The 24,084-nt window shown below is 42.5% G+C and carries 27 protein-coding genes; 20 read left to right on the plus strand and 7 right to left on the minus strand.

The window, feature by feature from the left end; genetic code table 11:
* From AB5026_RS04160 to AB5026_RS04250, 19 genes are all read left to right on the plus strand, one after another.
* Positions 1–2,235, plus strand: a 2,235-nt coding sequence (locus AB5026_RS04160) for a heavy metal translocating P-type ATPase (protein WP_368212798.1), incomplete at its 5' end; no start/stop codon positions are given.
* Between the two features lie 16 nt (positions 2,236–2,251).
* Positions 2,252–2,770, plus strand: a complete 519-nt coding sequence (locus AB5026_RS04165; RefSeq protein ID WP_368212799.1) for a hypothetical protein — start codon at positions 2,252–2,254, stop codon at positions 2,768–2,770.
* Between the two features lie 10 nt (positions 2,771–2,780).
* The gene (locus AB5026_RS04170) at positions 2,781–3,320 is read left to right on the plus strand and encodes a hypothetical protein (protein ID WP_008703787.1); all 540 of its coding nucleotides are present in this window, start codon (positions 2,781–2,783) and stop codon (positions 3,318–3,320) included.
* Positions 3,317–4,861, plus strand: coding sequence for an FAD-binding protein (locus AB5026_RS04175; protein WP_368212801.1), 1,545 nt, complete (start codon positions 3,317–3,319; stop codon positions 4,859–4,861). The genes AB5026_RS04170 and AB5026_RS04175 overlap by 4 nt, the downstream gene beginning before the upstream one ends.
* Positions 4,858–5,568 (plus strand): succinate dehydrogenase/fumarate reductase iron-sulfur subunit, encoded by a 711-nt coding sequence (locus tag AB5026_RS04180; RefSeq protein ID WP_368212802.1) that lies wholly within the window; start codon positions 4,858–4,860, stop codon positions 5,566–5,568. The genes AB5026_RS04175 and AB5026_RS04180 overlap by 4 nt, the downstream gene beginning before the upstream one ends.
* Before the next feature lie 136 nt (positions 5,569–5,704).
* On the plus strand, positions 5,705–6,004 hold the full coding sequence (locus tag AB5026_RS04185; protein WP_055221572.1) for a metalloregulator ArsR/SmtB family transcription factor: 300 nt from the start codon (positions 5,705–5,707) through the stop codon (positions 6,002–6,004).
* A 19-nt stretch (positions 6,005–6,023) separates the two neighbouring features.
* On the plus strand, positions 6,024–7,073 hold the full coding sequence (gene arsB, locus AB5026_RS04190; RefSeq protein ID WP_368212803.1) for an ACR3 family arsenite efflux transporter: 1,050 nt from the start codon (positions 6,024–6,026) through the stop codon (positions 7,071–7,073).
* A complete protein-coding gene (locus tag AB5026_RS04195) occupies positions 7,066–7,479 on the plus strand; it encodes an arsenate reductase ArsC (RefSeq protein WP_368212804.1) in 414 nt (137 codons plus the stop codon). Before arsB ends, AB5026_RS04195 begins: the two co-directional genes overlap by 8 nt.
* 683 nt (positions 7,480–8,162) lie before the next feature.
* Complete coding sequence (locus tag AB5026_RS04200; protein WP_147604876.1) at positions 8,163–8,690, plus strand: replication initiator protein A; 528 nt, start codon at positions 8,163–8,165, stop codon at positions 8,688–8,690.
* On the plus strand, positions 8,690–9,505 hold the full coding sequence (locus tag AB5026_RS04205; protein ID WP_147604877.1) for an ATP-binding protein: 816 nt from the start codon (positions 8,690–8,692) through the stop codon (positions 9,503–9,505). Before AB5026_RS04200 ends, AB5026_RS04205 begins: the two co-directional genes overlap by 1 nt.
* Entirely contained in the window at positions 9,502–9,711 is a 210-nt protein-coding gene (locus tag AB5026_RS04210; RefSeq protein WP_025579822.1) for an excisionase, read from the plus strand. The genes AB5026_RS04205 and AB5026_RS04210 overlap by 4 nt, the downstream gene beginning before the upstream one ends.
* A gap of 135 nt (positions 9,712–9,846) precedes the next feature.
* Complete coding sequence (locus AB5026_RS04215) at positions 9,847–11,046, plus strand: tyrosine-type recombinase/integrase (protein WP_368212806.1); 1,200 nt, start codon at positions 9,847–9,849, stop codon at positions 11,044–11,046.
* Between the two features lie 396 nt (positions 11,047–11,442).
* Complete coding sequence (locus AB5026_RS04220; protein WP_005426619.1) at positions 11,443–11,901, plus strand: DUF6075 family protein; 459 nt, start codon at positions 11,443–11,445, stop codon at positions 11,899–11,901.
* A complete protein-coding gene (locus AB5026_RS04225) occupies positions 11,901–12,077 on the plus strand; it encodes a hypothetical protein (RefSeq protein ID WP_005426617.1) in 177 nt (58 codons plus the stop codon). The genes AB5026_RS04220 and AB5026_RS04225 overlap by 1 nt, the downstream gene beginning before the upstream one ends.
* 23 nt (positions 12,078–12,100) lie before the next feature.
* The gene (locus AB5026_RS04230) at positions 12,101–12,877 is read left to right on the plus strand and encodes a ParA family protein (protein ID WP_005426615.1); all 777 of its coding nucleotides are present in this window, start codon (positions 12,101–12,103) and stop codon (positions 12,875–12,877) included.
* Positions 12,870–13,757 (plus strand): ParB/RepB/Spo0J family partition protein, encoded by an 888-nt coding sequence (locus tag AB5026_RS04235; RefSeq protein ID WP_059085507.1) that lies wholly within the window; start codon positions 12,870–12,872, stop codon positions 13,755–13,757. The genes AB5026_RS04230 and AB5026_RS04235 overlap by 8 nt, the downstream gene beginning before the upstream one ends.
* Before the next feature lie 22 nt (positions 13,758–13,779).
* Complete coding sequence (locus AB5026_RS04240) at positions 13,780–14,859, plus strand: DUF6017 domain-containing protein (RefSeq protein WP_227094344.1); 1,080 nt, start codon at positions 13,780–13,782, stop codon at positions 14,857–14,859.
* On the plus strand, positions 14,856–15,242 hold the full coding sequence (locus AB5026_RS04245; protein WP_347039537.1) for a DUF6050 family protein: 387 nt from the start codon (positions 14,856–14,858) through the stop codon (positions 15,240–15,242). Before AB5026_RS04240 ends, AB5026_RS04245 begins: the two co-directional genes overlap by 4 nt.
* Positions 15,208–15,495 carry a DUF6809 family protein gene (locus tag AB5026_RS04250; RefSeq protein ID WP_347039535.1) on the plus strand — a complete coding sequence of 96 codons (288 nt, stop codon included), beginning with the start codon at positions 15,208–15,210 and terminating at the stop codon, positions 15,493–15,495. Before AB5026_RS04245 ends, AB5026_RS04250 begins: the two co-directional genes overlap by 35 nt.
* A 98-nt stretch (positions 15,496–15,593) precedes the next feature.
* Here the strand turns inward: AB5026_RS04250 and AB5026_RS04255 are convergent, their stop codons facing one another.
* From AB5026_RS04255 to AB5026_RS04280, 6 genes are all read right to left on the minus strand, one after another.
* Entirely contained in the window at positions 15,594–17,273 is a 1,680-nt protein-coding gene (locus AB5026_RS04255) for a recombinase family protein (RefSeq protein ID WP_205488805.1), read from the minus strand.
* Positions 17,274–17,389: 116 nt separating this feature from the next.
* Positions 17,390–17,656: a DUF6870 family protein gene (locus AB5026_RS04260; RefSeq protein ID WP_054328128.1), complete on the minus strand. Its 267-nt coding sequence runs from the start codon at positions 17,654–17,656 to the stop codon at positions 17,390–17,392.
* A gap of 433 nt (positions 17,657–18,089) precedes the next feature.
* Entirely contained in the window at positions 18,090–18,500 is a 411-nt protein-coding gene (locus AB5026_RS04265) for an RNA polymerase sigma factor (protein WP_368212808.1), read from the minus strand.
* 421 nt (positions 18,501–18,921) lie between these two features.
* Positions 18,922–19,671, minus strand: coding sequence for a hypothetical protein (locus AB5026_RS04270; RefSeq protein WP_368212809.1), 750 nt, complete (start codon positions 19,669–19,671; stop codon positions 18,922–18,924).
* Between the two features lie 146 nt (positions 19,672–19,817).
* Positions 19,818–21,221, minus strand: a complete 1,404-nt coding sequence (locus tag AB5026_RS04275; protein ID WP_368212811.1) for an ATP-binding protein — start codon at positions 21,219–21,221, stop codon at positions 19,818–19,820.
* Positions 21,205–21,876: a response regulator transcription factor gene (locus tag AB5026_RS04280; RefSeq protein WP_368212813.1), complete on the minus strand. Its 672-nt coding sequence runs from the start codon at positions 21,874–21,876 to the stop codon at positions 21,205–21,207. The genes AB5026_RS04275 and AB5026_RS04280 overlap by 17 nt, the downstream gene beginning before the upstream one ends.
* A gap of 214 nt (positions 21,877–22,090) precedes the next feature.
* On the opposite strand from AB5026_RS04280, the gene AB5026_RS04285 reads away from it, so the two are divergent.
* Positions 22,091–22,447 (plus strand): helix-turn-helix transcriptional regulator, encoded by a 357-nt coding sequence (locus AB5026_RS04285; protein ID WP_118700736.1) that lies wholly within the window; start codon positions 22,091–22,093, stop codon positions 22,445–22,447.
* Between the two features lie 204 nt (positions 22,448–22,651).
* Here AB5026_RS04285 and AB5026_RS04290 read toward each other — a convergent pair whose 3' ends face one another.
* Positions 22,652–23,998, minus strand: coding sequence for a relaxase/mobilization nuclease domain-containing protein (locus AB5026_RS04290; RefSeq protein WP_368212814.1), 1,347 nt, complete (start codon positions 23,996–23,998; stop codon positions 22,652–22,654).
* Between the last annotated feature and the right edge of the window lie 86 nt (positions 23,999–24,084).

Consider the following 24,084-nt stretch of genomic DNA (forward strand, 5'->3'; position numbering starts at 1 on the left):
CTTACAATCAATGTTACTCAGACAGCCGCAGATACGATAGCCAGTCAGATTGAAACGATTGTTCATAGCCATGAGCCCGGTGTGGAAGTTCAGGAAGAAACCGTTATGAATGTTACAAAGAGTTATTCGTTAAAAGGGTTGGACTGTCCGAATTGTTCCGCAAAAATTGAAAAAGAAGTCGGAGAGTTGGATGGAGTGCAATCCTCAGTGGTAAATCTGATGAAGCAGACGCTTACAATCAATGTTACTCAGACAGCCGCAGATACGATAGCCAGTCAGATTGAAACGATTGTTCATAGCCATGAGCCAGATGTGGAAGTTTCTGAAATTGTACAGGAATCTTATATACCGGAAAAAAAGCAGGAGGCCAATGAATCCTATAACAATGAGGATAAGAAGTTGACAGTTCGTTTAGCGACTGGTGCAGCAATCTATGCCATTGGTATGGCATTGACTGTTTTTGCGAAAGTGCCACTGCCTATCGAGTTAGCTTTTCTCATTGTTTCTTATGTTATTCTTGGTGGAGATGTTGTATGGCAGGCTGTGAGGAACATTTCAAAGGGGCGTGTATTTGATGAACATTTTTTGATGAGTGTTTCTACGATTGGGGCTTTTGTCATTGGTGAATATCCAGAAGCAGTTGCTGTTATGCTATTCTATCAGGTAGGTGAATTTTTTCAGTCATTGGCTGTTAAGCGTTCCAGAAAATCTATATCAGACTTAATGGATATACGTCCAGATTCTGCTACAGTAAGAAGAAATGGGGAATTGATTACCATATCTCCAGAAAATGTCTCCATTGGTGAGATTATTATTGTAAAGCCTGGTGAAAAAATTCCATTAGACGGTGTGGTATTGGATGGAGATTCTATGCTGGATACAAGGGCCTTAACAGGAGAATCAGTTCCGAGAAGTGTTCATAAAGGAGACGAAGCACTTTCCGGTTGTATGAATCAGACGGGTGTCTTAATGATTAAGACAACAAAAGCATTTGGTGAATCTACGGCTTCAAAGATTATTGATCTTGTGGAAAATGCGTCAAGCCGAAAAGCACCAACAGAAAATTTTATTACTACATTTGCACGTTATTATACACCTGTGGTTGTAATCTTAGCAGCTTTTCTGGCGATTCTGCCACCGATCATTCTTGGCGGAGGCTGGACAGAGTGGATTCGCAGAGGATTTGTTTTCCTTGTGGTATCTTGTCCATGTGCATTGGTTATTTCAATCCCGCTGACTTTCTTCGGCGGCATTGGTGCAGCATCTAAACGAGGTGTTCTTGTAAAAGGAAGCAATTATTTAGAGGCACTTAATAATGTCAGCGTTATTGTGTTCGATAAAACCGGAACACTTACAAAAGGTGTTTTCAATGTGACGGATATTTTGCCTGCAAATGGATTTTCAAAAGAACAGGTTCTGGAGTATGCGGCAGAGGCAGAGAGTTTTTCTAACCATCCTATTGCAAAATCCATTCTTGCTGCTTATGAAAAAGAAATTGATCAGTCAGTGATTTCTGATTATAAGGAAATTTCAGGATATGGAATCAGTGTAATGGCAGGGGAAAAGAAAGTTTTTGCTGGCAATACGAAACTTATGGATACAGAATGTATAGAGTACACAACCTGTGAAAAAGCAGGTACAAAAGTTTATTTGGCTGTAGATGGTCAATATGCAGGATGTATTTTGATAACAGATGAAGTGAAGCCGGACAGTAAAAAAGCAATTTCTGACCTGAAACATATCGGCGTGGAAAAAACAGTCATGCTTACCGGTGATGATGAAAAAATTGGGAAGTCTGTTGCAGAAGAATTGCAGTTGGATAAATATTATGCACAGCTGCTTCCTGACCAAAAAGTGGAAAAGGTTGAGCTTTTAGATAGTAAAAAGAGACCGGGAAGCAAATTGGCTTTTGTTGGTGATGGTATCAATGACGCTCCTGTCCTTGCCCGTGCAGATGTTGGTATTGCAATGGGTGGGCTTGGTTCGGATGCGGCCATTGAAGCAGCAGATGTAGTTCTGATGACAGATGAACCGTCTAAGCTGGTGGACGCGATTGAAGTAGCAAAAGCGACAAAACAGATTGTCATGCAGAATATAGTGATTGCTCTTGGGATTAAGAGTGTGTTCCTGATTCTTGGCGCTCTTGGTATTGCGGGAATGTGGGAAGCTGTATTTGGTGATGTAGGCGTTACCATAATTGCTGTTTTGAACGCAATGAGAATTTTGAAAAAATAGGAAATGAGGTGGAAATGTGAAACGAAAACTGATTCTGTTAGTTGTTACGATTGTTTTTCTTGTAGGTTTTGGTGTCATTTTACATTCACCGCCTTCTATGATTGATGCAGTCACAGGAGCAACACCGAAGTCAAAAAAGGCGGCTCAAGCCTCCGCACAGTTGGAAGGCTCTTATGTTCTCGGTATTAATATGATGTCAGATGGTCTCGACAACGAGAACACCCGGAATAAATTAAAAGAATTGGCACTGGACGATTCGGAAACAAATGAAACAGATCTCATGAAAACGGACATTAGTTTTCGGTTATATGTATCTGAGACGGATTATCCGCTTGTCAGTTATGCTAAGAAACTCTGTGACAAGTTGAAACAGGCCGGTTTTTTCGTAGATCTGAAAGAGTACAGTAACACAATGATGCTATCAAGAGTGGTAAGTGGAAAGTATGATGTATTCCTGGCATCGGATGATTTTATTGACGTTACAACGCTAACACAGATGGACTATATGATCATGGACAGCGAAGAAATGAGGTGAGCGGGAATTTATGAGAAAATGGAATACGATTTTGTCTGTTTTAATGCTTCTCATTTTTATGATTCATGGAATCATGGGCAGCTTTATGCTGAACGGAGTTGGAAGTAGCGCAGGGAAACTTCTTGCATGGATTGGTGTTGGTATTCTTGTTGTGCATACGGTGATTGGTGTCATCCTGACAGTTCAGAGTTTACAGACAGCGAAGCAATCCGGAAAAATGTATCTGAAACAGAACGCCATATTCTGGGCGAGACGAGCCAGTGGGCTGGCAATACTGATCCTGCTGTTCTTCCATATTGGCTTGTTTGGAAAGGTGCAGAATGGGACATATATTTTGTTCCCTTTTACAACGGTAAAGATGGTAACTCAGCTTTTGTTCGTGGCGGCAATCTTTGTTCATATTTTTATCAATATCCGCCCATTGCTCGTATCGCTGGGAATCATCAGTTATAAAGAACGAAGGGGTGATATTTATTTGATTCTTTCGGTGCTCCTTCTGTTTATAGCGGGCGCAGTTATTTTCTATTATATTGGGTGGCAATATCTATGAGTAAGACAATTATTATTATAGGTGCTGGACTGGCAGGACTTTCAGCGGCTTTGCAGGCAGCGGAAAATGGATGCAATGTAAAACTGGTTTCCTTCTTTCCATCAGAGCGGGCGCAGTCTGTTATGGCGGAGGGCGGTATCAACGCAGCTTTGAATACAAAAGATGAAAACGACAGTCCCGAAGAACATTTCACAGATACAATAAAGGCGGCTTGCGGTCTGGCAGACCCAAATGCAGTTTGGGGAATGACACAGGCAGCACCGGAGCTGGTGCACTGGCTGTTAGAACTTGGAGTTCAATTTAACATGAGCGGCTATGATGATGTGGATCTGCGGAATTTTGGCGGGCAGAAAAAGAAAAGGACTGCTTTTGCGCAGAGCGATACCGGGAAGCAGATCATGACAGCTATGATAGACGCTGTTCGCAGGAAAGAAGCATCTGGTATGGTAGAACGGTTCAGCCATCATTCTTTCCTAACACTTCGTCTGTGTGACAATATTTGTTGTGGCTGCGTAATCAGGGATGAATACAGTCAGGAGACTGTGGAATTATCGGGGGATGCGGTTATTGTTGCCACCGGTGGTATGCACGGATTGTTTGGAAATACAACGGGTTCGCTGAGCAATACAGGAGAAGTCACCGCAGAATTGTTCCGGCTTGGTGTTCCTCTGGCAAATGGCGAGATGATCCAGTATCATCCGACAACTGTGAAATGTGGTGGAAAACGCATGCTCATCAGCGAGGCGGCCAGAGGGGAAGGTGGCAGGTTGTTTGCCATGAAAGATGGAAAACAATGGTATTTCATGGAGGAAAAATACCCGGAGCTTGGAAATCTGATGCCACGAGATATTACCGCCAGAGAGATATGGAAGGTTAGCCATGAATCGGAGGTATTTCTTGACATGACGGAAATATCGGACGAGATTATTTCAAATAAGCTATCTGGTCTGGCAGACGATTGTATGACCTATCTGCATAAAGATATACGAAAGGAACCGGTGTCTGTTTTACCGGGAATTCACTATTTTATGGGAGGCATTCTGGTGGATGAGCAGCACAGAACGCCGATTCAGAATCTTTACGCTGCCGGAGAATGCTGTGCCCAATATCATGGTGCCAACCGTCTTGGTGGAAATTCTCTGTTAGGAGCGTTATACGGAGGACGTGTTGCGGCAAAATCAGCATGCGAACAGGCAGATGTAGTAGATCTATCTTGTGCGACACAGATAGATTTTCCACCAGCGTCCCAAATTTCAGAAATAAAGCAATTAAACAAAGTGATGCAGGAGACTATGGGCGTTGTCAGAAATGAGAATACGTTGTTAAATGGGATTCAAACGGTACAAGCGCTGACAGGAAATCTTCCATTGCTTGGCATGGCAGTTCTAAAGAGTGCTCTTGCAAGAAAAGAAAGCCGTGGTGCACACTGGCGGGAGGATTATCCGAAGAGCAATGACGATGATTACCGTAAAACAACGGTAGCCAGATTTGATGGAAAGCAGATACAGATTTCCTTTGTACCTGTTCCAGAAAGGCGGTGATTCACTTGGTATATAAAATAAGAATCAGGCGGCAGGAGAGTCAGAAAGCAGACAGTTATTGGCAGGAATTTGAGTTTGACGGAAGCAGAAACAGCTCTGTTGCCACTGTTCTAAAGGAATTGAACAGTAGAACCCCTTTGAAAGATAACTCAGGGAATATAGTTACTCCCATCAGCTGGGAATGTAGCTGTATGGTGCGAAAATGTGGGGCTTGCGCCATGCTGATTAACGAACGTCCGAGGCTGGCATGCTCTACATTTCTACATACGTTAAAAGGTTCTACAATTACCTTGGAACCTTTAAGCAAATTTCCGCTTGTAAGAGATTTGATCGTTGACCGGTCAAATCTGTTTGAAAATTTGAAAAAACTGAACCTTTGGCTTGAAAGTGAAGCTTATATGAATCCGTGGACACATGAACCGAGATACCAGTCGGCACGCTGTCTGATGTGTGGCTGCTGCCTTGAAGTGTGTCCTAACTTCTCTGCAAATGGGACTTTCGCAGGCGCTGTTGCTGCAGTCAACGCATTTCGGATTCTGAATGAAGAACAGGAAAGCACTCATTTGAATGAGATTTCTGCTGAATATAAGAAGAAATATTTTGAGGGATGCGGGAAGTCGTTATCTTGTCATGATATTTGTCCGATTGGTCTGCCTGTGGAAGAACTGCTTGTAAGGTCGAATGCAGCGGCTGTTTGGGGCAAATAAAATGGATGATAAAAGCTATAATGAATGTATGAAGAGAATCAAAAACTTGATTCTCTTTTTTTAAAATACATACATTGACAAATATCTATGTATATATTATATTGAACATAGACAATGATCAATGTGAGGTGTCAATATGAATGCAATGGATGTGGCTTTGATATGCAAGGCTTTGGGCGATGCGAACCGGCTGGAAATTGTACAGATGCTGTCGGATGGAGAAAAGTGCGGGTGTAAACTTTTGGAAAGATTTAAAATTACCCAGCCAACTTTATCCCATCATATGAAGATACTGGTAGGATGCGGCCTTGTGAATGATCGTAAGGAAGGAAAATGGCATCACTATTCTTTGAATTGTGAGACATTGATGAATTACAAACACTTTATAGAATCTCTTACTTGCCTTGGATGCGGTGACGGGGATTGTTGTAAATAATTTAAGGAGAGCAGATATCATGAAAAAAGAATCAAATTCAGGAATTAGTTTTTTCCAGCGTTACCTGACTGTATGGGTAATTATCTGTATGCTTATAGGAATTATGTTGGGACATTTTCTTCCGGGAATGAAAGAGGCACTGAACTATCTGGAATATGCAGGAATTTCTATTCCGCTGGCAGTTCTTATATGGATTATGATCTATCCAATGATGATGAAGGTTGACTTCAAGAGTATTAAAAATATCGGGAAAAACCCGAAAGGTTTATTTGTTACATGGATTGTAAACTGGCTAATAAAGCCTTTTACTATGTATGGAATTGCATCATTTTTCTTTTTTGTGGTGTTTAAGACATGGATCACACCGGATCTTGTGACGGAGTATCTCGCAGGAGCCGTGCTTCTCGGAGTAGCTCCATGTACCGCTATGGTATTTGTCTGGAGTACGCTGACAAAGGGAAATCCGGCTTATACAGTAGTTCAGGTGGCATCAAATGACATTATTATATTATTTGCATTTGTACCGATTGTGAAATTTCTGCTTGGTGTTTCTAATGTTAGTGTTCCGTTTCAGACGTTATTTATGAGTGTGGTTCTATTTGTAGTAATACCACTTGCAGCCGGAATCATAACAAGGCTGCTGGTAGTCAGAAAGAAAGGTACGGAATACTTTGAGCAGACTTTTCTGCATAAATTTGATTCCGCAACAACAGTGGGACTTTTGCTCACGCTGATACTGATTTTTATGTTTCAGGGCGAGGTGGTGCTGGACAATCCACTGCACATTATATTGATTGCAGTTCCGCTGATCATTCAGACATTCTTTATATTCTTTCTGGCATTTGGAGTATGCAGAATTATCAGACTTCCGTATGATATTGCAGCCCCGGCTGGAATGATTGGTGCATCGAATTTCTTTGAGTTAGCTGTTGCAGTCGCTGTAGCTTTATTTGGTACATCAAGTCCAGCGGCACTGGCAACTACAGTAGGTGTATTAACAGAAGTCCCGGTAATGCTTACTCTTGTGAAGATTGCAAACAAATTAAAGGAGAAGTTCAAGTATGAATAAGAAAAAAGTTGCTTTTATATGCGTTCATAATTCATGCAGAAGCCAGATTGCAGAAGCTTTGGGAAAACATCTGGCTTCGGATGTATTTGAAAGTTATTCGGCAGGGACAGAAACGAAACTACAGATTAATCAGGATGCAGTCCGGGTTATGAAAGAATTGTATGGAATTGATATGGAAGCAGAAGGACAATATAGTAAGCTGATTGATGAGATACCAGTACCGGATATTGCAATTTCAATGGGTTGTAATGTGGGATGTCCGTTTATCGAAAGACCGTTTGATGATAATTGGGGACTTGAAGATCCAACCGGAAAGAGTGACGAAGAGTTTAAGAAGGTTATTGATAAGATAAGGATGCAAATTTTTATATTGAAACAACGATTGGATGAATTTGAAGAAAACTAAAGAAGTTGAGAAATTGCAGTTTGTCGAACGGATGAGATACAAAAAAACATATAAGAATAATCAACAAGGCAGGTGGTTTTATAACAAGACTGTCTGCCTTCTTTTATGCCAGCAGAGGCTATTTCAAAGGGGCATCCAAAAGACATACAATATATAGGCTCAAATGGCGAAAGTGCCCATTTGGGCCTATTATTGCATGAATTCATATGTTACATCGTTACATCCAGGGCAAGATCCACCTGTGTATTACAGTATTGTCATTTTGACAGTTTTGTATTACTTACGAGTAGCAGACTTGATTGGGATTACGTCCCCATACCCACGTGAAAATATAATTGCTGGCAATTATATTTTAGCAGATATGCAGGCATATCTGGATAAGCGTCACAGACAACAAAATAAGGAAATTTTGATAAGGCATTCACCTGGAATAGGTGAGTGTTTTTTTGTTTTAAAGTATTCAATTAACCGAAAAAATAAAAAAATTTTCCTCAGGGGGCTGTAAAAATGCCTCTCAGCGTTTCGTATTGTGTAAGGGTGTTTTTGACAGGAAAAAATAAAAATTTTTTCATCAAGAGGCTGTATTTATGCCCTTCATCTTTTGAATATATGTAAGGACATTTTTGAGCCGGCATAAAAATGATTTTTACAATAATTAGAAACAGAAATGAGGCGAGAAAAGAATGAAATATGAATACATGAAGGAGTCAGAGCAGATGCTTCAGTACTTCCAGTTTCCGAAGTTTTTATTAAAGCTGCGAATTTCTCAAACTGCAAAATTCCTTTATATGATTTTGTATGACCGGGCACGGATATCGAGAAAGAATAGCTGGATAGACAAGTATGGAAATGTTTATCTGATATTTCCAATAGATGAATTGTCTGTTCAAATCGATAAATGCAAATCTTCTGTAAAAACAGCGTTGAAGGAATTAGATGATGTGGGATTATTGGTTCGCAGATCCGGTGGATTTTCAAAACCCAATCATTTATATGTGAAAATTCCATCTGATGAGATAGGTTTACAGCCGGTTGACAATAAGGCGGTTGAAAAGATAGTTGCAACAGAGCCGGAAAAGCCACCTTCATCTGGTCGTAAAAATGGCTGTGGAGGAGTCGGAAATGTGGCACCTAGTAAAGTAACTGAGAAATATAAAAGTAATAAATATCATGAAGTAAATTATTGCTATGGGGAAGGAGAGAGTTTGTGATGAGAGAAGAAGATACTGTATGTGTAGGCAGTGATGGTTTGCAATACTGCAAAGTCTGTGGGGAAGCGAAAGAAGCATTTTTCCCCAAGGGTGGATTTATGGGGATGAAGAAACATTCCAGGCAATGTGCCTGTGACAGAAAAGCATATGAAGAAGAACAAAAATATTTTAAAGACAAAGAGCACCGGGAATTAGTCAGCAGAAATATGAGCATCTGTTTTGACGAGAGCAGAATGGAAGAGTGGACATTTGAAAATGCAGATATGTCAGATACGGTAATGCATAGAGCAAAAAAATATGTTGATAACTGGGAGGAAATGAAAAGAAATCATATAGGCTGTTTGTTCTGGGGACCGGTTGGTACCGGGAAAAGTTTTATTGCGGGGTGCATTGCCAATGAACTTCTTAAGCAAGAAGTAATGGTAAAGATGACAAATTTCAATACCATTATTGATGATATATTTCCACTGGCAGACAAAACGGAATATATCAATGCATTGGCGTCTTATCAGCTTTTGATTATTGATGATCTTGGAGTGGAACGAAATTCAGAATATGCGTTAGGAATTATTTTTAGCGTCATAGATCGAAGAATCCGTTCAGGACGACCTTTGATCATTACGACCAATCTTCCGCTGAAAGAAATAAAAAACGAGACCATGTTAGATAAAAGACGTATCTATGACCGTATTTTAGAAATGTGTACGCCTATGTATGTTGGAGGCACAAGTAAGAGAGAAGTGATTGCAAGTATGAAAATGGAGAAAGCGAAAACGTTGTTGAATACAAACAGAGGGGAGGAGGACTGCGAATGAATCATACAGAAAAAACAATACCTGTTTGGGAGAAATATTCTTTAAATGTATCCGAAGCAGCAGAATATTACGGAATTGGAGAAAAGAGATTGAGACAAATCGCAGGTGAAAATGAGGGAGCGGATTTCATTTTGGAAGTAGGTTCTCATATTCGATTCAAAAGGAAATTGTTTGAAGATTATCTGGATACAGCCAGCACAGTTTAAGTGACAGAATAGAAGAAATAGTAATGAAAATAATATTCATTTTATCTTAGCGAAGGAAAGGTCTTGTGGTATAATGAATAAACCGAGACGGTCTTCCAAGTTAAATGAACATTTGATGAAGGAGACTAAAATATTATGAGTGAAAAAAGGAGAGATCATAGAGGACGTATATTACACAATGGAGAAATACAGTTATCTGATGGCAGATATCGATTTAAGTATGTCGATGAGATGGGAAAGGAGCGCTGCGTATATAGCTGGCGCTTAGACCATAACGATGCAACTCCGAAAGGAAAGTGCCGTACTTTGTCGCTTCGGGAGATGGAGAAGAAAATCCAGGCGGACCATTTTGAGCAGATTGCAACAAATGGCGGAAATATGACGGTACTGGAACTGGTTGAAAAATATACATCAACAAAAACCGGTGTCAGACCTACTACAGTTGCAGGATACGGAACAGTTATCAATTTATTGAAGAAAGATCCATTTGGAAAAAGAAGGATTGATACGGTTCGGATTTCGGATGCAAAATGTTGGCTGATACATCTTCAGCAGGTAGAAAAGAAAAGTTATAGTTCCATCCATTCGATCCGAGGAGTTCTTCGTCCGGCATTTCAGTTGGCAGTGGATGATGACCTGATCAGGAAAAATTCATTTCAGTTTCAGCTAATGGAAGTGGTTGTGAATGACAGTGTGACAAGAGAGGCAATCAGCAGGGCTGAGGAACGAAAGTTCCTACGGTTTGTGAAGGAGGATCCTCATTTTTGCAGGTATTATGAGGGGATTTACATATTATTTAAAACCGGCCTTCGCATCTCGGAATTTTGTGGTTTGACCATTTCTGACATTGATTTTAAGGAGCATACGATCAACATCGATCATCAATTGCAGAAAAAATCAAAAATCGGATATTATATTCAAGAGACTAAAACAACCAGCGGAACGAGAAAGATACCTATGACTGCAGATGTAGAGGAATGCTTTCGGAAAATAATAGAAAAACGAAACCCACCCAAAGCAGAACCTATGGTAGATGGAAAAAGTGGATTCTTATACTTTGATAAAAATGAAAGTATCTGTTATTCCCTGCACTGGGAGCATTATTTCCAACACATCATTCAGAAGTATAATAATACTTACAAAGTACAGATGCCTGTCATTACACCGCATGTATGCCGACACACCTATTGCTCAAATATGGCAAAATCCGGAATGAATCCAAAAGCATTGCAATATTTGATGGGCCACTCAGATATCAGCGTAACGCTGAATACATATACGCATGTAAATCTTGAGGATGCCAGGGAAGAAGTTGCCCGGATTCAGGTTGTGTAATTACGATTTTTAATTGAAAATAGCAAGGTGTAAAATGGAAAAACATACACCTTATTTTACACCTTTTGCTGACGATATTATGCGAAAATAAACCAGGTTATGCCAGAAAGCAAAAATTTACAAAGGCTTACAAAGCCCGAAAAACCAAGAAAAACTAAGAAATGCGAGGTTATGCAACAATGATAAAAGTACTCTTTATCTGCCACGGCACTACCTTAGCAAAATTCTGAAAAACCTTGATTTTACAGTATATTTTTGAACCAGTAGGGATGTTTTACTAAGTTTTTACTAAAGAGAGGAATCCCTAGCACGAATTTAGAAAAGTAACATATAGTATGACCTTATTAATTGGTAGAACAATTGGTAAGGTCCTTTTTTATTTCAAGGAGGTTCAAAATGAAAAGTACAGCGTTAGGAGCAGAAAACATTATTTTTATCAGTGATGCACATGAAAAATTCTACTATGAAAAATTACAAGAAGTACGGTATCAGGATGTGTACCATAAGGCATTGTGTTATTGTCTGGGTATTAATGGAGATACCAGAAAAAATGCTGACAGAATTTATAATTTTAAAACGGGGTCTGTTAAAACGAAATGTTTGCATGAAGGATGGCAGACAAGCGGTAGCTTAAAAGTGGTAAGGATGGCATTTAATCTGTACTGTAACAGCACGCCAAGCGTTTGGGATTATGAAGATGCAGAGGAACAGGTAAACGAGTGCAGACAGTATACAGTAGAGGATATCTTCTGCTGTGTATATGCACCATATTTTTGGCAGGCAATACAGATCCGTTATCCGGAATATGTAGTGTACAATCAAAAGTTACATGCCATGCTTGGAGGAATAGATTAATGCTGAAAGTGAGACTGATGGGAACAAAAAATGATATTGCATGGTTTCAGAAAATCCTGCAGCGTCATCCTAAAATTGAAGTTATGGAATTATCGGAACTTTATTCCAATAAAGGGACGAGCAAATATTATAGAGCTTATGCTGAAATTGAAAAAAGTAATGTAAATAAAAAATAGTAGAAAAACAGGAGAATTATATCATGTGCAAAATAATCGCAATCGCAAATCAAAAAGGTGGAGTAGCAAAGACTACAACCACTATTAATCTTGGAGTAGGACTGTCTAAGGTTGGAAAACGTGTAATGCTGATAGATGCTGATCCACAGGGACATTTGACAATGGGACTTGGTTTTCCAAAGAACTTAAGGGTAACATTGAAAACAATGATGGAAAATATCATTATGGGATTAGAATTTGATCCCAGGGAAGCAATTTTACACCATGAGGAAGGAATAGATGTAATTCCATCTAATAAACTTCTTTCGGGAATGGACATGTCATTATTTACGGTAGAGGACAGAGAAAAAGTCTTAAAAGAATATCTGGAACTTTTGGAAAATGATTATGACTATATCCTGATTGATTGTATGCCCTCGTTGGGAATGATGACAATTAATGCGTTAAGTGCAGCTGATAGCGTTTTGATTCCGGTGCAGCCTCAATACTATGCGGCAGATGGCCTCATGGAATTACTGAAAGTTGTGAAAGGCATTCATCAGAGATTTAATCCTGATTTACAGATTGAAGGGATTCTGTTTACAATGGACAGCAGTCATTATAATAATTCAAAGAGAAATAAGCAGGCAGTACGAGATGCTTATGGAGCAGAGATTATAATTTTTGATCAGACAATTCCAAGAACAGAAGCTCTTGCCGAAACTGCATCAGAAGGTGTCAGTATTTTTTCTTACGATGCAAAAGGAAAAGGTGCGTACAGTTATCAAGCACTTGTCCAGGAGGTGCTGAATCATGCGTAAACCTAAGAAAGAAATTCAGCTTACTTCTTATGATGAATTGCTTGGAATCAATGAAGCTGAACAGAATACTCTTAATCAGATTGTTGAAGTGCCATTAAATGAGTTACATCCTTTTAGAAATCATCCATTTCATGTAAATGATGATGAAAAAATGGCTGAAACAGTAGAAAGTATCAAGAATTATGGCATCTTAAATCCTGCATTGGTACGTCCTCGCGCAGAGGGAGGATATGAACTGATTGCTGGTCACAGGAGAAAACGTGGTTGCGAACTGGCTGGAAAAAGTAAAATGCCAGTACTCATACGGAACTATACCGATGATGAAGCCGTAATCGTTATGGTGGATTCTAATATACAGAGAGAAAATTTGCTTCCAAGCGAAAAGGCATATGCTTATAAGATGAAGATGGATGCAGTAAAACATCAGGGCATAAAAGACGAAAACGCAGCTTCTGTTGACAGTGCAGATCTGGTTGGACAGGCTGCCGGTGACAGTGGAAGAACCGTTCAGCGTTACATACGCTTGACCTGTCTTATTCCGGAATTGCTGAAATTGTTGGATGAAGGAAAGATTAATTTTACAGTAGGTGTTTCATTAACCTATTTATCAGAAACGGAGCAGATTTGGGTGAAAGACTGCATAGTGTCTGGAGCAAGCTCTGTTACAGGTTCAATGGCGACAAAACTGAAGCAATACAGCGATGAAGGTAATCTGACAGAATTAGCGGTACAGCTTATTCTGAATGAAAAGAAAACAGAGACAGGAAAAGTTACTTTAACTGAAAAGAAAATACGAAAGTATTTTCCAAAGGAATATAACAGAGAACAGATTGAACAGGTTATCTATGAACTGCTTGATAACTGGAAGAAAAGCCAATAACGAGGGAAGGAGGGAAAGCAAAATGGCAAAATCCGAAAGCACAAAAATAGAGTTTGGTTATTTTCACGATTATGAATCGGAACAGTTTGCTTTTTACCGTATTCCCAAAGTATTATTCACAGATGAATATTTCCGTAATCTGTCCAGCGATGCAAAGGTTCTTTATGGGCTGATGCTGGACAGAATGGCTTTATCTATCAGACATCAGTGGTTTGATGAAGAGGGTAAGGTTTATATTATTTTTACTGTTGAACAGGTTATTCAGTATATGAATTGTGGAAGAGATAAAGCAATGAAAACGCTTGCAGAACTGGATACCAAAAAGGGAATCGGATTAATTGAAAGAGTCAAACAAGGATTTGGTAAACCGGATATTATTTATGTAAAGAACTTTATTTTAAGGACATCAAAAGATGTTAAAAACAATGATGAATCCGAAGAGAGTATTCAACAAAATCGAGAGGTCGAAGAAGTCGACTTATCGGAGTCGGAAAAATCGACTTATCGTGGTCGGAAAAATCGACTTCAAGGGGTCGGAAAAACCGACTTCAAGAGGTCGGAAAATACGACTTATCGTGGTCGAAAAATCAGAACTACAGAGGTCGGAAAAATCGACCCAATTAATACTAAATATAATTATACTGATATTAGTAATACGGACAGGAATAATACTGATCTTATCAATCTTTCAGATTCTTCCGAACAGCAGTCAATGGATTTGATGGAAGAGATGGAGTTATTCCAGATGAATACTGCACTTGTAAAAAGAAATATTGAATATGACTGTCTTGTACAACGATGCAGACTAGGGGAACAGCAACAGTTGGATGAAATTGTGGCACTAATTGTGGAAACAATCAGCATAGAACGGGAGAATATTACGATCAGTGGAGTGAAATACCCATATCAGTTCGTAAAAAGCAGATTACTGTTGCTGGAAGAAAGCCACATAGAGTATGTACTTGACTGTCTGCATGAGAATACCAGGGAAGTAAAGAACATAAAAGCGTACTTGCTTACCTGTCTTATGAATTCAATAACGACAATAGGCAATTATTACCAGGCAAAAGTAAATCATGATATGTACGGAGGTGGCATATGAGAGGAAAAGAAATTATAACAAAATTGATAATTCCTGGTGCAATAGCTATGATTATCTGCTTAATTGTTCACCCTATGTGCATGAATGGTGAAATATTAGACTGGAGAAAATTATTGCTTTTTGTGGGAATACCTTTCGGAATCCAGAAAATGTTTTTGCTGGTCGTTCCAAGAAATGTGGGGACAGGGGAAATGCTTGGTTTGTTGGTACTTAAACTGATGGTAGGAAGTTTGATTGGAATAGGGGTTCTTGCCTGGAGATTATTAGCTGTAGCAGGCATTTTGCTAAAAAACGGCATTTATGGAATTATATGGATCATAAAAAGACTGAAAGAAATGGTGATCAAAAATGAGCGAAAAGCAACTGGAAAAATTGTATTATAGCATTTATCCAATGAATCAATGTGAAACACAAAGTAAAACTTATGAAGAGACAAAGGAACTGTGTGAAACATTAGAAAAAGAAATGATAAGTCTAATGAGTCCGGATCTGCAGGCAATGTTTGCGGATTACAAGGAATATGCTTTAAATCTTAAACAAACAGAACAGAGAGAAGCCTACATAGATGGATTAGCATTTGGGATTCGCACAATTTCGGAAGCTTTTTTACATGAGAACAAAAATAAAATATGGTGATTGAAAAAGCAGTCTGTCAAGGCTGCTTTTTCTGTACCGCTTACATATGATTAGCTCCTATTAGGAAAACACACTGTCAAAGGGGTATGTAGCGGGGGTTAGCCCGCTACTGCGGGTTTTGTGGTGTTGATTTCAATGTATTCTGCTATGCGTCTAAATTCATCCGCAAACTTAAATCTCACACTAATGTTTCCATTCTCATAAACCTTGATATGGTCGATCAGCTCAACGAGAAGTTCCCGGGAAAGCTGGTCGATATTTTGATGTTTTGTAAATGCCACCAATGCGGGATGTTCACTCTTTACACCGTTTGCCAGTTCCGCCCGTTCAGCGTTCAGCCGGGCCAGCACATCCGTAAGAGCGATGGTTTGTCGTTCATAATCGGCTTTCATATCCCGGTAGTCCTGCTGGGTAATTTCCCCGTCTTTCCAGTCTTGATAAAGGGACTGCTTGTAGCGGCTGATTTTTGCCAGTTCTCGCTCTTTCGCAGCAATCAGTTCTTCCAAGCGGATGGACTGGCTCTTTTTGACCGGGGCGGTGTTAATACGGGCAATCATTTCCGAGTATGAAACAGCCAGATGGATTTGCTGTTGTACTGCAAAGAGGACAGCGGCCTCCAGACGGTTATGCTTGATTGAGTGCATTGTGCAGGCTGTCCGGGAGCGGTTCTTGTAGGTGGAGCAGGCATAGTACACATTATTGTTGTTGCCTACGCTCCGGGTAATTGCCCGCCCGCAGTCAGCACATTTCAGAAAACCGCTGAACAGGTGGACTTCCCGGCCTTTTGGAGAAGTACGGGTATCCCGCTGTAAAAGGGCCTGTACCTTATCAAAGGTTTCATAATCAATGATTGCCTCATGCGTACCAGCTACTTCCACCCATTCTTCACGGGGAACGCTTTCAACCTCGTGTACCTTATAGCTTTTTACCCGACTGCGGCCCTGCGCCAAATCCCCGGTATAGGTGGGGTTCGTAAGAATGGAGTGGATCATGCGGGCTCCCCACATGGGATCGTCATATCCTCTTGTTGAAACAGGTATACCCTTTTGCAGTTTATAAGCTGAGGGGCTGGGTACGCCGTGTTCATTCAGATACAAAGCGATGGCCCGTTTCGATGTCCCTTTTAAAAACAAAGAGAAAATCAGTTTGACGATTTCAGCGGCATCGGGGTCGATGATCAACTGGTGCTTGTCCTTTGGGTACTTTACATATCCATAAGGAGCAAATGCGCCGATGTACTGCCCGTTGCGCCTCTTATAGTCAAATACCTGGCGAATTTTCTTTGAGGTCTGGTAGCAGTATTGATCGTTCATTACATTCGTAATCGGGACGATAATACTGGAAACGCTGTCCGGGTTGAGATAGCTGTCCACATTTTCAGCAAGACTGATAAAACGGACACCCATTTGCACAAACAGGTTATCAATCAGACTTCCCGCATCACTGTAATTTCTTGCAAAACGGGAAAGGTCTTTTACTACCACGCAGTTGATTTTCCCGCTCATTACATCGGAAAGGAGCCGCTGGAAATTTTCCCGGTTGGCGTCCGTTCCTGTGTGTCCATCGTCTACATATTCGGAAACACTTTCAAATTCTCCGATATGCTTCTGATAAAAGTCATTGAGCAGATCACGCTGGTTGATGACGCTGTTGCTGTCGTCCTTTCCCTTTTTCAAGTCCTCCTTGGAAAGCCGGATGTATTCGCCCAGCCGCCAGCGGCGGACGGTATAAGAGGGAGAGAAACTCTGTTGCAATCCTCTGTTTTTTGTTCGTGCCATTGTTCCTCCTTCCCTATCACATTACATCTATATTATACCTCTGCCCGGGCGGGACAACAAGGATGCCTCCGCCTCGGGACACTTTGTCTCGAAGTAGTAACGGGCCATAACCGAAGTTACAGCCCGCTTTTTTGCCGGAGCAGGAAGTCCGTCAGCGTGTCCTGCAAGGACGGCCCGCTTTCCGCAAATTCAATTTTTACACCGATCCCGCCGATGCAAAAGCAGTATGGATTTTCTACCGCCTGCAAAAACAGAGCGATCCGCTCCTCTCGGGGGAGAGAGGTGTCAAAGGCCATACCGCTCACATCCGGCAGGGACTCGGGAGCCACTGCGCCGATGTCAACGCTTTTCATTTGTTCCAGTTCCTTTGCCGTTAATCTCACGGTAAAACCTCCTTATCAAAAATAGGATACGCCTCCCGCATATCGTGGGGAAACGCAAGAGGGCAGCACCCAAACGATGCTGCCCTCTTGCCTCACTCCATGTAAGTATAAAATAGAGAACGCCGCTCCCATTTTCTTGCCCTGTCCAAAGACAACCATGCTCAGAGCGGCGTTCCCTCGCAGATAAGAGGGCGGCCCGGAGGGACAGGCGGCCAGCCTGTCCTATGCCGGATCGTGGCCGTGGGTTGGCCCGGCCCAGTTGCGGCGTTGGTGTTGTTCGCTCGTTCTTCCAAAGAAAAAGTCACAGCGCACCCGCCGCCCGGCTCCCCGGACTATGCCCGGGGCCGCCGCTGCTTATCTGCGGAAAGAAGAATATCTCCTTTCATAAACCGAGACATTTTTTCATCATTTCCAAGTGGGGAAAATGAAAAAATCAAAAAGTTTTTTTCATACGCTCAAATCCCCGCTTGATCGACTGGCGGACAGACTCCTCATGTACGCCCTCGGCCTCGGCAATTTCCTTGATGCTCTTTCCAAGAATGATGTGGGCATCAATCCTGCGGCCCTGGATCTCCGGCAAAGAGTTGAGGGCGTTCCATAGACGGATGAACAGCTCCATGCGCTCCAGAAGCTCCTGGGGCGTTGGCTCATGCAGGCAGGCGGAATATTCGATCCCGTCATCGCAGTCCAGAGAATACTGCGCCTTATGCCGGGAGAGCCGCCGCTGGTAGGCCATTTCGTGCCGGGCATCGGACATAAACACTTCGGCTACCTCGTCAGAAACCTCGATAAACTGATCCTGTGTGTACCAATAATAAAAATCCTTCAGATTGATTGTAGTCATAAATAAACCTCCGTTTCGGTGTTGGGTGGATGAGTGACCGAAACGGGGCTCGGTGGGGAGCGGCATCCCGGGGAGCCGCCCTGCACCTCGGGACAATTTGTCTCGAAGTACAAAAAAGCGCCCGCACAGCAAGACGCTATGCAGACGCATGAAATTACATTATCATAATTGTACTGATATATTGTACCTTCATAGACAGACTGTCCCGGAGGGGGAGCTACGCTTTTTTTAGCTGGTGAAGGTCATGGGAATTGTGAGAAAGTAAGATGGACACGGCGACACCCTCCTATGGGCCGCCGTGGGGTTACTGAATATCCAAAGAGAAACGGCGGCTCTGAAAATTGAGCCGCCGTTTCAAATAGGCGTATTGATAGGCTGCTGTACGACGGCTTTTTTTCTTTTGCCGTCGTGCGGCAGGCTTTTAATTATTTACAATTTCTTCTCCAGCATTATGGACTTCAACGCTTTCAACCTCACAGGACAATTTCATTTTGGCTGTGGAAAGACTATTTTCCAATTCATCAGCTTTTTCAGACAAGACCGTTTTGATATTGGAGCTTGTCAGATCAGCTTCGCTCAAATTATCCACATAGTTTTGAAATTCGGTCTTGAACTTTTGCAAGGCATTGTCACGATCCGCAACAGTAATTTGGGTTGGGTCAGAAAATGTGTAACTCAATCTGTATAGAGCATTAAAAACAAATTGATAGGTAATCTCTGCCCCTGCAACGCTTTCCTCGCCCGGAAGTTTTTCCAGCGGCCTTTCCTCCCTTTTCAGATAGGCAGAAAGACCAACACTGTCATTCATTTGTTCACAATACAATTCGTCAAGAGAGGCCGCAAGTGTCATCGTGATGAACTCGTAATTTTCATCATCTGGTGAAATGCTTGCCAGCACCTCTGCCTGTGCGTCTAACAGCCCGGAAATATCTCCATTATCCGGGGCAAGCGATTGGTTGAAATCGGCTACACTCTGTTGCTCATAATTTGCTGTTTTGAATGCGACCAGCTTTTCATAGGCGTCCGAGGTATCAGAACTTGTAACCGTGGCCTGTGCGGAGGTGTTGGTCTGCTTGCTGTTGGGGGGAGTAGAGCTATCTTTGGCATTACAGCCAGCAAGTAAGCTCAAACACAACACAGCGGCAAGCGGGATAATTATGCTTTTTTTCATATTGGAGAGCTCCTTTCTGTACTCTATCGAGTACGCTATCAGAATACCGCCGCAGTTTGAATTGATATTGTATTGAATATGTTTTTTATATGGAGTTGCAAAAGCGGCAACAGGTAAACCTGTCACCGCTTTTGTTGGTTGATATTTCAAAAAATTACTTTTATGCTAACACCATCGTCTGTATTTTGTACGCTTACTTCAGCATTATGCAAATTGATGATTGTTTTGACAATATACAAGCCTAATCCGCTACCGCCTGTTTGACGGTTGCGTGATTGCTCCACACGATAAAACGGCTCAAACAGTTTGGAAATATCATCTTCTGGAATGTGAACGCCCGTATTTTCTATTGTTAAATATACTTTTTCTTCTGCTTGGCGCAAATCGACACGGATGCTGTTTCCGGGCGGCGAATATGTCGCAGCATTTCCAAGAAGATTGTCAACTACCTTTTGAAGCAGCCCCATATCGCCATCTATATAAATGTCAGGTAACAGATTGATAGCCACAGACAATTCTTTCTGCACGAACAGATCATCGAAGGCCGCTAACCGCTGACGCAGGAATTGAGTAAAATCGAAATGTGTTTTGACGCATGAATATTGCGGGGCTTCAATTCTCGAAACAGTGAGTAGCTCCTGCACCATTTTTTCTAACGAATTTGTCACTTCCAATGATTGTGCCAAATAAGTTTCTCTGTCCTTGTAGCGTCCTATTCCGCAAAGCATTCCTTGCAACTGGCCTTTGATAATTGTGATTGGAGTTTTCAGTTCATGGGAGGCCGCAGAGAAGAACTCCATCCGTCGAAGCTCTAACTCTTTTTCTTTATCAATATCGGCCTGTAGTTTTTGGTTGGCCTCCTTTAATTCCATAAGAGCCGCAGAAAGATTGCTCGACAAACTATTCAAGCTATTAGCCAATACGCCTATTTCATCTGTTCGCTCAACAGGACAAAAGTTGTTAAAATCCATATTTGCCATCCGTCTTGACATTTTACTGATTTTCTTAATGGGGGCAGTTATATACCACGCATAGAAAACCGCCACCAAAACAGAAACTATTACAATGACAATCACTAATGCTGGAAGTGCCTTATGCAACGCCTCCACCACTTGGCTTTCCTTGTCTGTGTTCTTGGCAAGTAACAAAGTATAGGAGTGTGTCTCCCCGATAAAGGAAACAGTATAGTGTGCGCTTGTGTCGTTGGGGCTGTAGTCACTTATTTTCTTTCCTGTGGCTGTGTCCGTGTCTGTAAGGCCGACTTCTTCTCCGGCAGAGTTAAACAGATGGAATAGATATTCATTGTTATAATCCCCAGTTAGCGTATTATTGGCGATTGAAAAATAAATGGAAGTTTCACCCTTGTCTGTCATGGACAGCTCTTGTGCAAGTTCGTCAGCTAACCACTCAACATCCGATGGAGCATAAGAATAGATATACGGCGCAAAATGGAGAATGAAAAAATAAGTTATGCCACAGCAAAATGCTATCAAAAGTGCCGATATAATAAATACCTTAACAGCCAGCTTGCTTTTAATCTTCTTTATCAATTCTATATCCCACCCCTCTGATTGTTTCTATATAATCGGCCTGCCCCAACTTCTTCCGCAGGTTTTTTATATGCGTGTCAATAATCCGTTCATCTCCGAAAAATTCATATTTCCAAAGTGTTTGTAACAAATTTTGCCGTGTCAATATCCTGCCTTTGTGGGTCAGCAATTCCCGCAGGATTTCAAACTCACGAGGCGTTAGGTCAATAGGCCCTGCTGTTGTATAAACTTTGTAACCGTCCAAGTCCAAAGTTAAATCCCGATATGATATGGTGTGTGGCATATCTTCTTGTTGGGAAGAACGGCGCAATATCGCCGCAATTTTTCGTATCAACACAGACATGGAAAACGGTTTTGTAATATAATCATCCGCCTCTAAATCTAATCCCTTGATCTGATTTTCTTCTGCGTCCAAAGCTGTGAGCATAACAATAGGAATATTGGATTTTCGCCGGATAACTTCACACACTCCGTAGCCGTCGATTTTGGGGAGCATAATATCGAGCAAAACCAAATCAAAACTCCGCTCGGAAAAATAGGAAAGAGCTTCAACCCCATCGGAAGCCAAAGTAACCTCATAGCCAGCCTCTTGTATAAAGTCATGTAATAGTGCCTGTATCGCCAAGTCATCTTCAACTATCAAAATTTTCTGCATAGTCCCACCTCCCGACTTCTAATTGTAGCAGAGGAATATGTATCTATTGTGGAGTTTCAAAATTTTTGTCAGTATCTATTATACCGCCGTCCCTTCGGACTATCAATGATGTCGTGCGCTCCGAAGGGACAACAAAATACTACCAAAACATAAAATTATGTTTCGTTCTCATAATCACACCCGAAATGTAGAATAATATAGGGGTGATATGAGAATGTACCAAGACACCAGACGGCTTGACTTCCACGCATTAGGCCGGGAGATCAAGCGCAAGAGAGAGGCAAAAGGTTGGACGCAGGAATATCTTGCACAGCTTGTAGACCGTACCCCACGCTCTATCATGTATTTTGAAAACCGGGGTCAGCATCCAAGTCTGAATACCTTTTACCAAATCGTCACCTTGCTGGACATTTCCGTAGACCAATTCTTTTATCCTGACAGGCAGAATAGCGAAAGCGACTGCCGCCAGCACATTGATAGATTGCTCAACTCAATGGATGAAAAAGAATTGACGGTCATGGAGGCCACAGCAGAGGGACTACAAAAAGCCAGAGAAACGGAGGTCAAGTAAGAGGGCCTTCGTTTTTCTCGTTTTTAGGGGGCTTTTCGGGGGTGCCGCTAAATGGCAAGCAATTCGGGTGTGGCCACACTCCGAAATTTTTGCTGGCCGCAGGCCCGCAAAAATGCTTGTTGGGGAGCTCCCCAAACCCGCTGGACTTCGGGACAAATTGTCCCAAAGTTCCGGCGCTATGCGCCTGTTGTCTGCGGCCTGTCGCTATCGCTCCTGGGCCTTATTTTCCCGCCCGTCTGTCACGCCGAGCAGATGATCTATGTTCGCTTTGACCGCCACAGCCTGCCGCATATCCGCCTGGGCCTTGCGGTATTCCGCATAGAGGGCTTTTTTCTTTCCCGCCAATTCCTGGCGGGACTTTTTCATATCCGCCATCTTTGGCAATTTTGCACCGTCCAAAAGCTCATTCATAGTGACCCGGGCCGCCCGGTAAGCGGCAAGCTCCGCCTCATGCTCCGACAGATATTTTTTACTGTACCGGGCCGCCTTGTAACCGTCAAACACAGGCCGAGTTTTTGCGTAGTCCACAGTAGCCGCCATGAGCCCGAAGGTCTTTTCCAGCTCCGCCTCCGTTTGCCGCAATTCCTCGGACAGCGTGTGAAAACGCTCTACTGCCTTTTCTGTACTGGCCGCCAGCGCCTCATAGTCCATCAAATCATTTTCCCGCAGGTACTGGAGCGCAGCAGCCATCTGTTTCAGATTGTAAACCTTGGCCCACCGTTCATAGGCCGGGCCCTTGCCCTGTGCCATGCGCTCTTGAATGTCTATAATCAGATTAACACGCCGGGCAGGAGCCGGAGCCTCCTGCGGGAGCTCCGGGAGCGGACGCTCCCCGGCAATCACAGCCCGGATGTCCTCGGGATCAAAACCATCCCCGAGGGTGGATGCCCGTAGGCGGGTGGGCTTATCCTGCCCGGGAGCAAGGAAGGAGATCACACCGCCACGGCCATGCTTTACCAGAAAGCCGGACTCCTCCATAAGCCTCAGAAACGCCGGAAAATCGGCGGGCTGTTTTTGCAGGGACTCCACGATGGCCAGCCGCACCCGCTGTTTTGCAGAGGGCGGTTTTTCCCCAATCCACTGGCCATAATGGAGATACCGGCCCTTGCTGTGCTGTTTTGGATTTTGGATCACAGAGAGGTCATGCTCAACGCACACCCGGTCAGAGAGCCGCCGCAGGGCAAAGCTGGAGCCGATAAAATTATGGAACTTCCGAGAGCGGTCAAAGGCCGTTGAATTAAAATAAATGTGATTGTGGAGGTGGCCCTTGTCTGTGTGGGTGCAGACAAAAAACTGATACTTTCCCTTCGTCCAGCGCATGGCTGTTTCATAGCCGATCTGGTTGGCCTCCTCCGCTGTCACTTCGCCGGGCGGGAACGCCTGCCGGATTTGAAAAAACAGGGCTCCACGCTCTACGGCCCGGCCTGTTTCCGCCTGGTACTGGCTCTTTACCAGCAGAAACTCAGCGGGAGCCGTGGCCGGATCGCAGAGGTATGAGGACAGGGCTCCCAGCTTTTTCGGATTAAGCCCATAGTCAAAGCGTTCCTCCATTGTCTGGACAGCGCCTTTCCCAGCCACCACCTTGTAGGGCCGGATATAAGTTGTAGCCGTGAGTACACCTCCTTCCAAAAGAAAAC

It is taken from the genome of Blautia sp. RTP21359st1_E11_RTP21359_211015 (assembly GCF_040910705.1).
Classification (GTDB): Bacteria; Bacillota; Clostridia; order Lachnospirales; family Lachnospiraceae; genus Blautia_A; species Blautia_A fusiformis.

Excerpts from the sequence above, each read along its gene's own strand:
- AB5026_RS04170 (WP_008703787.1), top strand. The coding sequence starts at position 2,781 with ATGAGAAAATGGAATACGATTTTGTCTGTTTTAATGCTTCTCATTTTT.
- AB5026_RS04175 (WP_368212801.1), top strand. The coding sequence starts at position 3,317 with ATGAGTAAGACAATTATTATTATAGGTGCTGGACTGGCAGGACTTTCA.
- AB5026_RS04185 (WP_055221572.1), top strand. The coding sequence starts at position 5,705 with ATGAATGCAATGGATGTGGCTTTGATATGCAAGGCTTTGGGCGATGCG.
- arsB (WP_368212803.1), top strand. The coding sequence starts at position 6,024 with ATGAAAAAAGAATCAAATTCAGGAATTAGTTTTTTCCAGCGTTACCTG.
- AB5026_RS04195 (WP_368212804.1), top strand. The coding sequence starts at position 7,066 with ATGAATAAGAAAAAAGTTGCTTTTATATGCGTTCATAATTCATGCAGA.
- AB5026_RS04200 (WP_147604876.1), top strand. The coding sequence starts at position 8,163 with ATGAAATATGAATACATGAAGGAGTCAGAGCAGATGCTTCAGTACTTC.
- AB5026_RS04205 (WP_147604877.1), top strand. The coding sequence starts at position 8,690 with ATGAGAGAAGAAGATACTGTATGTGTAGGCAGTGATGGTTTGCAATAC.
- AB5026_RS04210 (WP_025579822.1), top strand. The coding sequence starts at position 9,502 with ATGAATCATACAGAAAAAACAATACCTGTTTGGGAGAAATATTCTTTA.
- AB5026_RS04215 (WP_368212806.1), top strand. The coding sequence starts at position 9,847 with ATGAGTGAAAAAAGGAGAGATCATAGAGGACGTATATTACACAATGGA.
- AB5026_RS04220 (WP_005426619.1), top strand. The coding sequence starts at position 11,443 with ATGAAAAGTACAGCGTTAGGAGCAGAAAACATTATTTTTATCAGTGAT.
- AB5026_RS04225 (WP_005426617.1), top strand. The coding sequence starts at position 11,901 with ATGCTGAAAGTGAGACTGATGGGAACAAAAAATGATATTGCATGGTTT.
- AB5026_RS04230 (WP_005426615.1), top strand. The coding sequence starts at position 12,101 with ATGTGCAAAATAATCGCAATCGCAAATCAAAAAGGTGGAGTAGCAAAG.
- AB5026_RS04235 (WP_059085507.1), top strand. The coding sequence starts at position 12,870 with ATGCGTAAACCTAAGAAAGAAATTCAGCTTACTTCTTATGATGAATTG.
- AB5026_RS04240 (WP_227094344.1), top strand. The coding sequence starts at position 13,780 with ATGGCAAAATCCGAAAGCACAAAAATAGAGTTTGGTTATTTTCACGAT.
- AB5026_RS04245 (WP_347039537.1), top strand. The coding sequence starts at position 14,856 with ATGAGAGGAAAAGAAATTATAACAAAATTGATAATTCCTGGTGCAATA.
- AB5026_RS04250 (WP_347039535.1), top strand. The coding sequence starts at position 15,208 with ATGAGCGAAAAGCAACTGGAAAAATTGTATTATAGCATTTATCCAATG.
- AB5026_RS04255 (WP_205488805.1), bottom strand. The coding sequence starts at position 17,273 with ATGGCACGAACAAAAAACAGAGGATTGCAACAGAGTTTCTCTCCCTCT.
- AB5026_RS04265 (WP_368212808.1), bottom strand. The coding sequence starts at position 18,500 with ATGACTACAATCAATCTGAAGGATTTTTATTATTGGTACACACAGGAT.
- AB5026_RS04270 (WP_368212809.1), bottom strand. The coding sequence starts at position 19,671 with ATGAAAAAAAGCATAATTATCCCGCTTGCCGCTGTGTTGTGTTTGAGC.
- AB5026_RS04280 (WP_368212813.1), bottom strand. The coding sequence starts at position 21,876 with ATGCAGAAAATTTTGATAGTTGAAGATGACTTGGCGATACAGGCACTA.
- AB5026_RS04285 (WP_118700736.1), top strand. The coding sequence starts at position 22,091 with ATGTACCAAGACACCAGACGGCTTGACTTCCACGCATTAGGCCGGGAG.
- AB5026_RS04290 (WP_368212814.1), bottom strand. The coding sequence starts at position 23,998 with ATGGAGGAACGCTTTGACTATGGGCTTAATCCGAAAAAGCTGGGAGCC.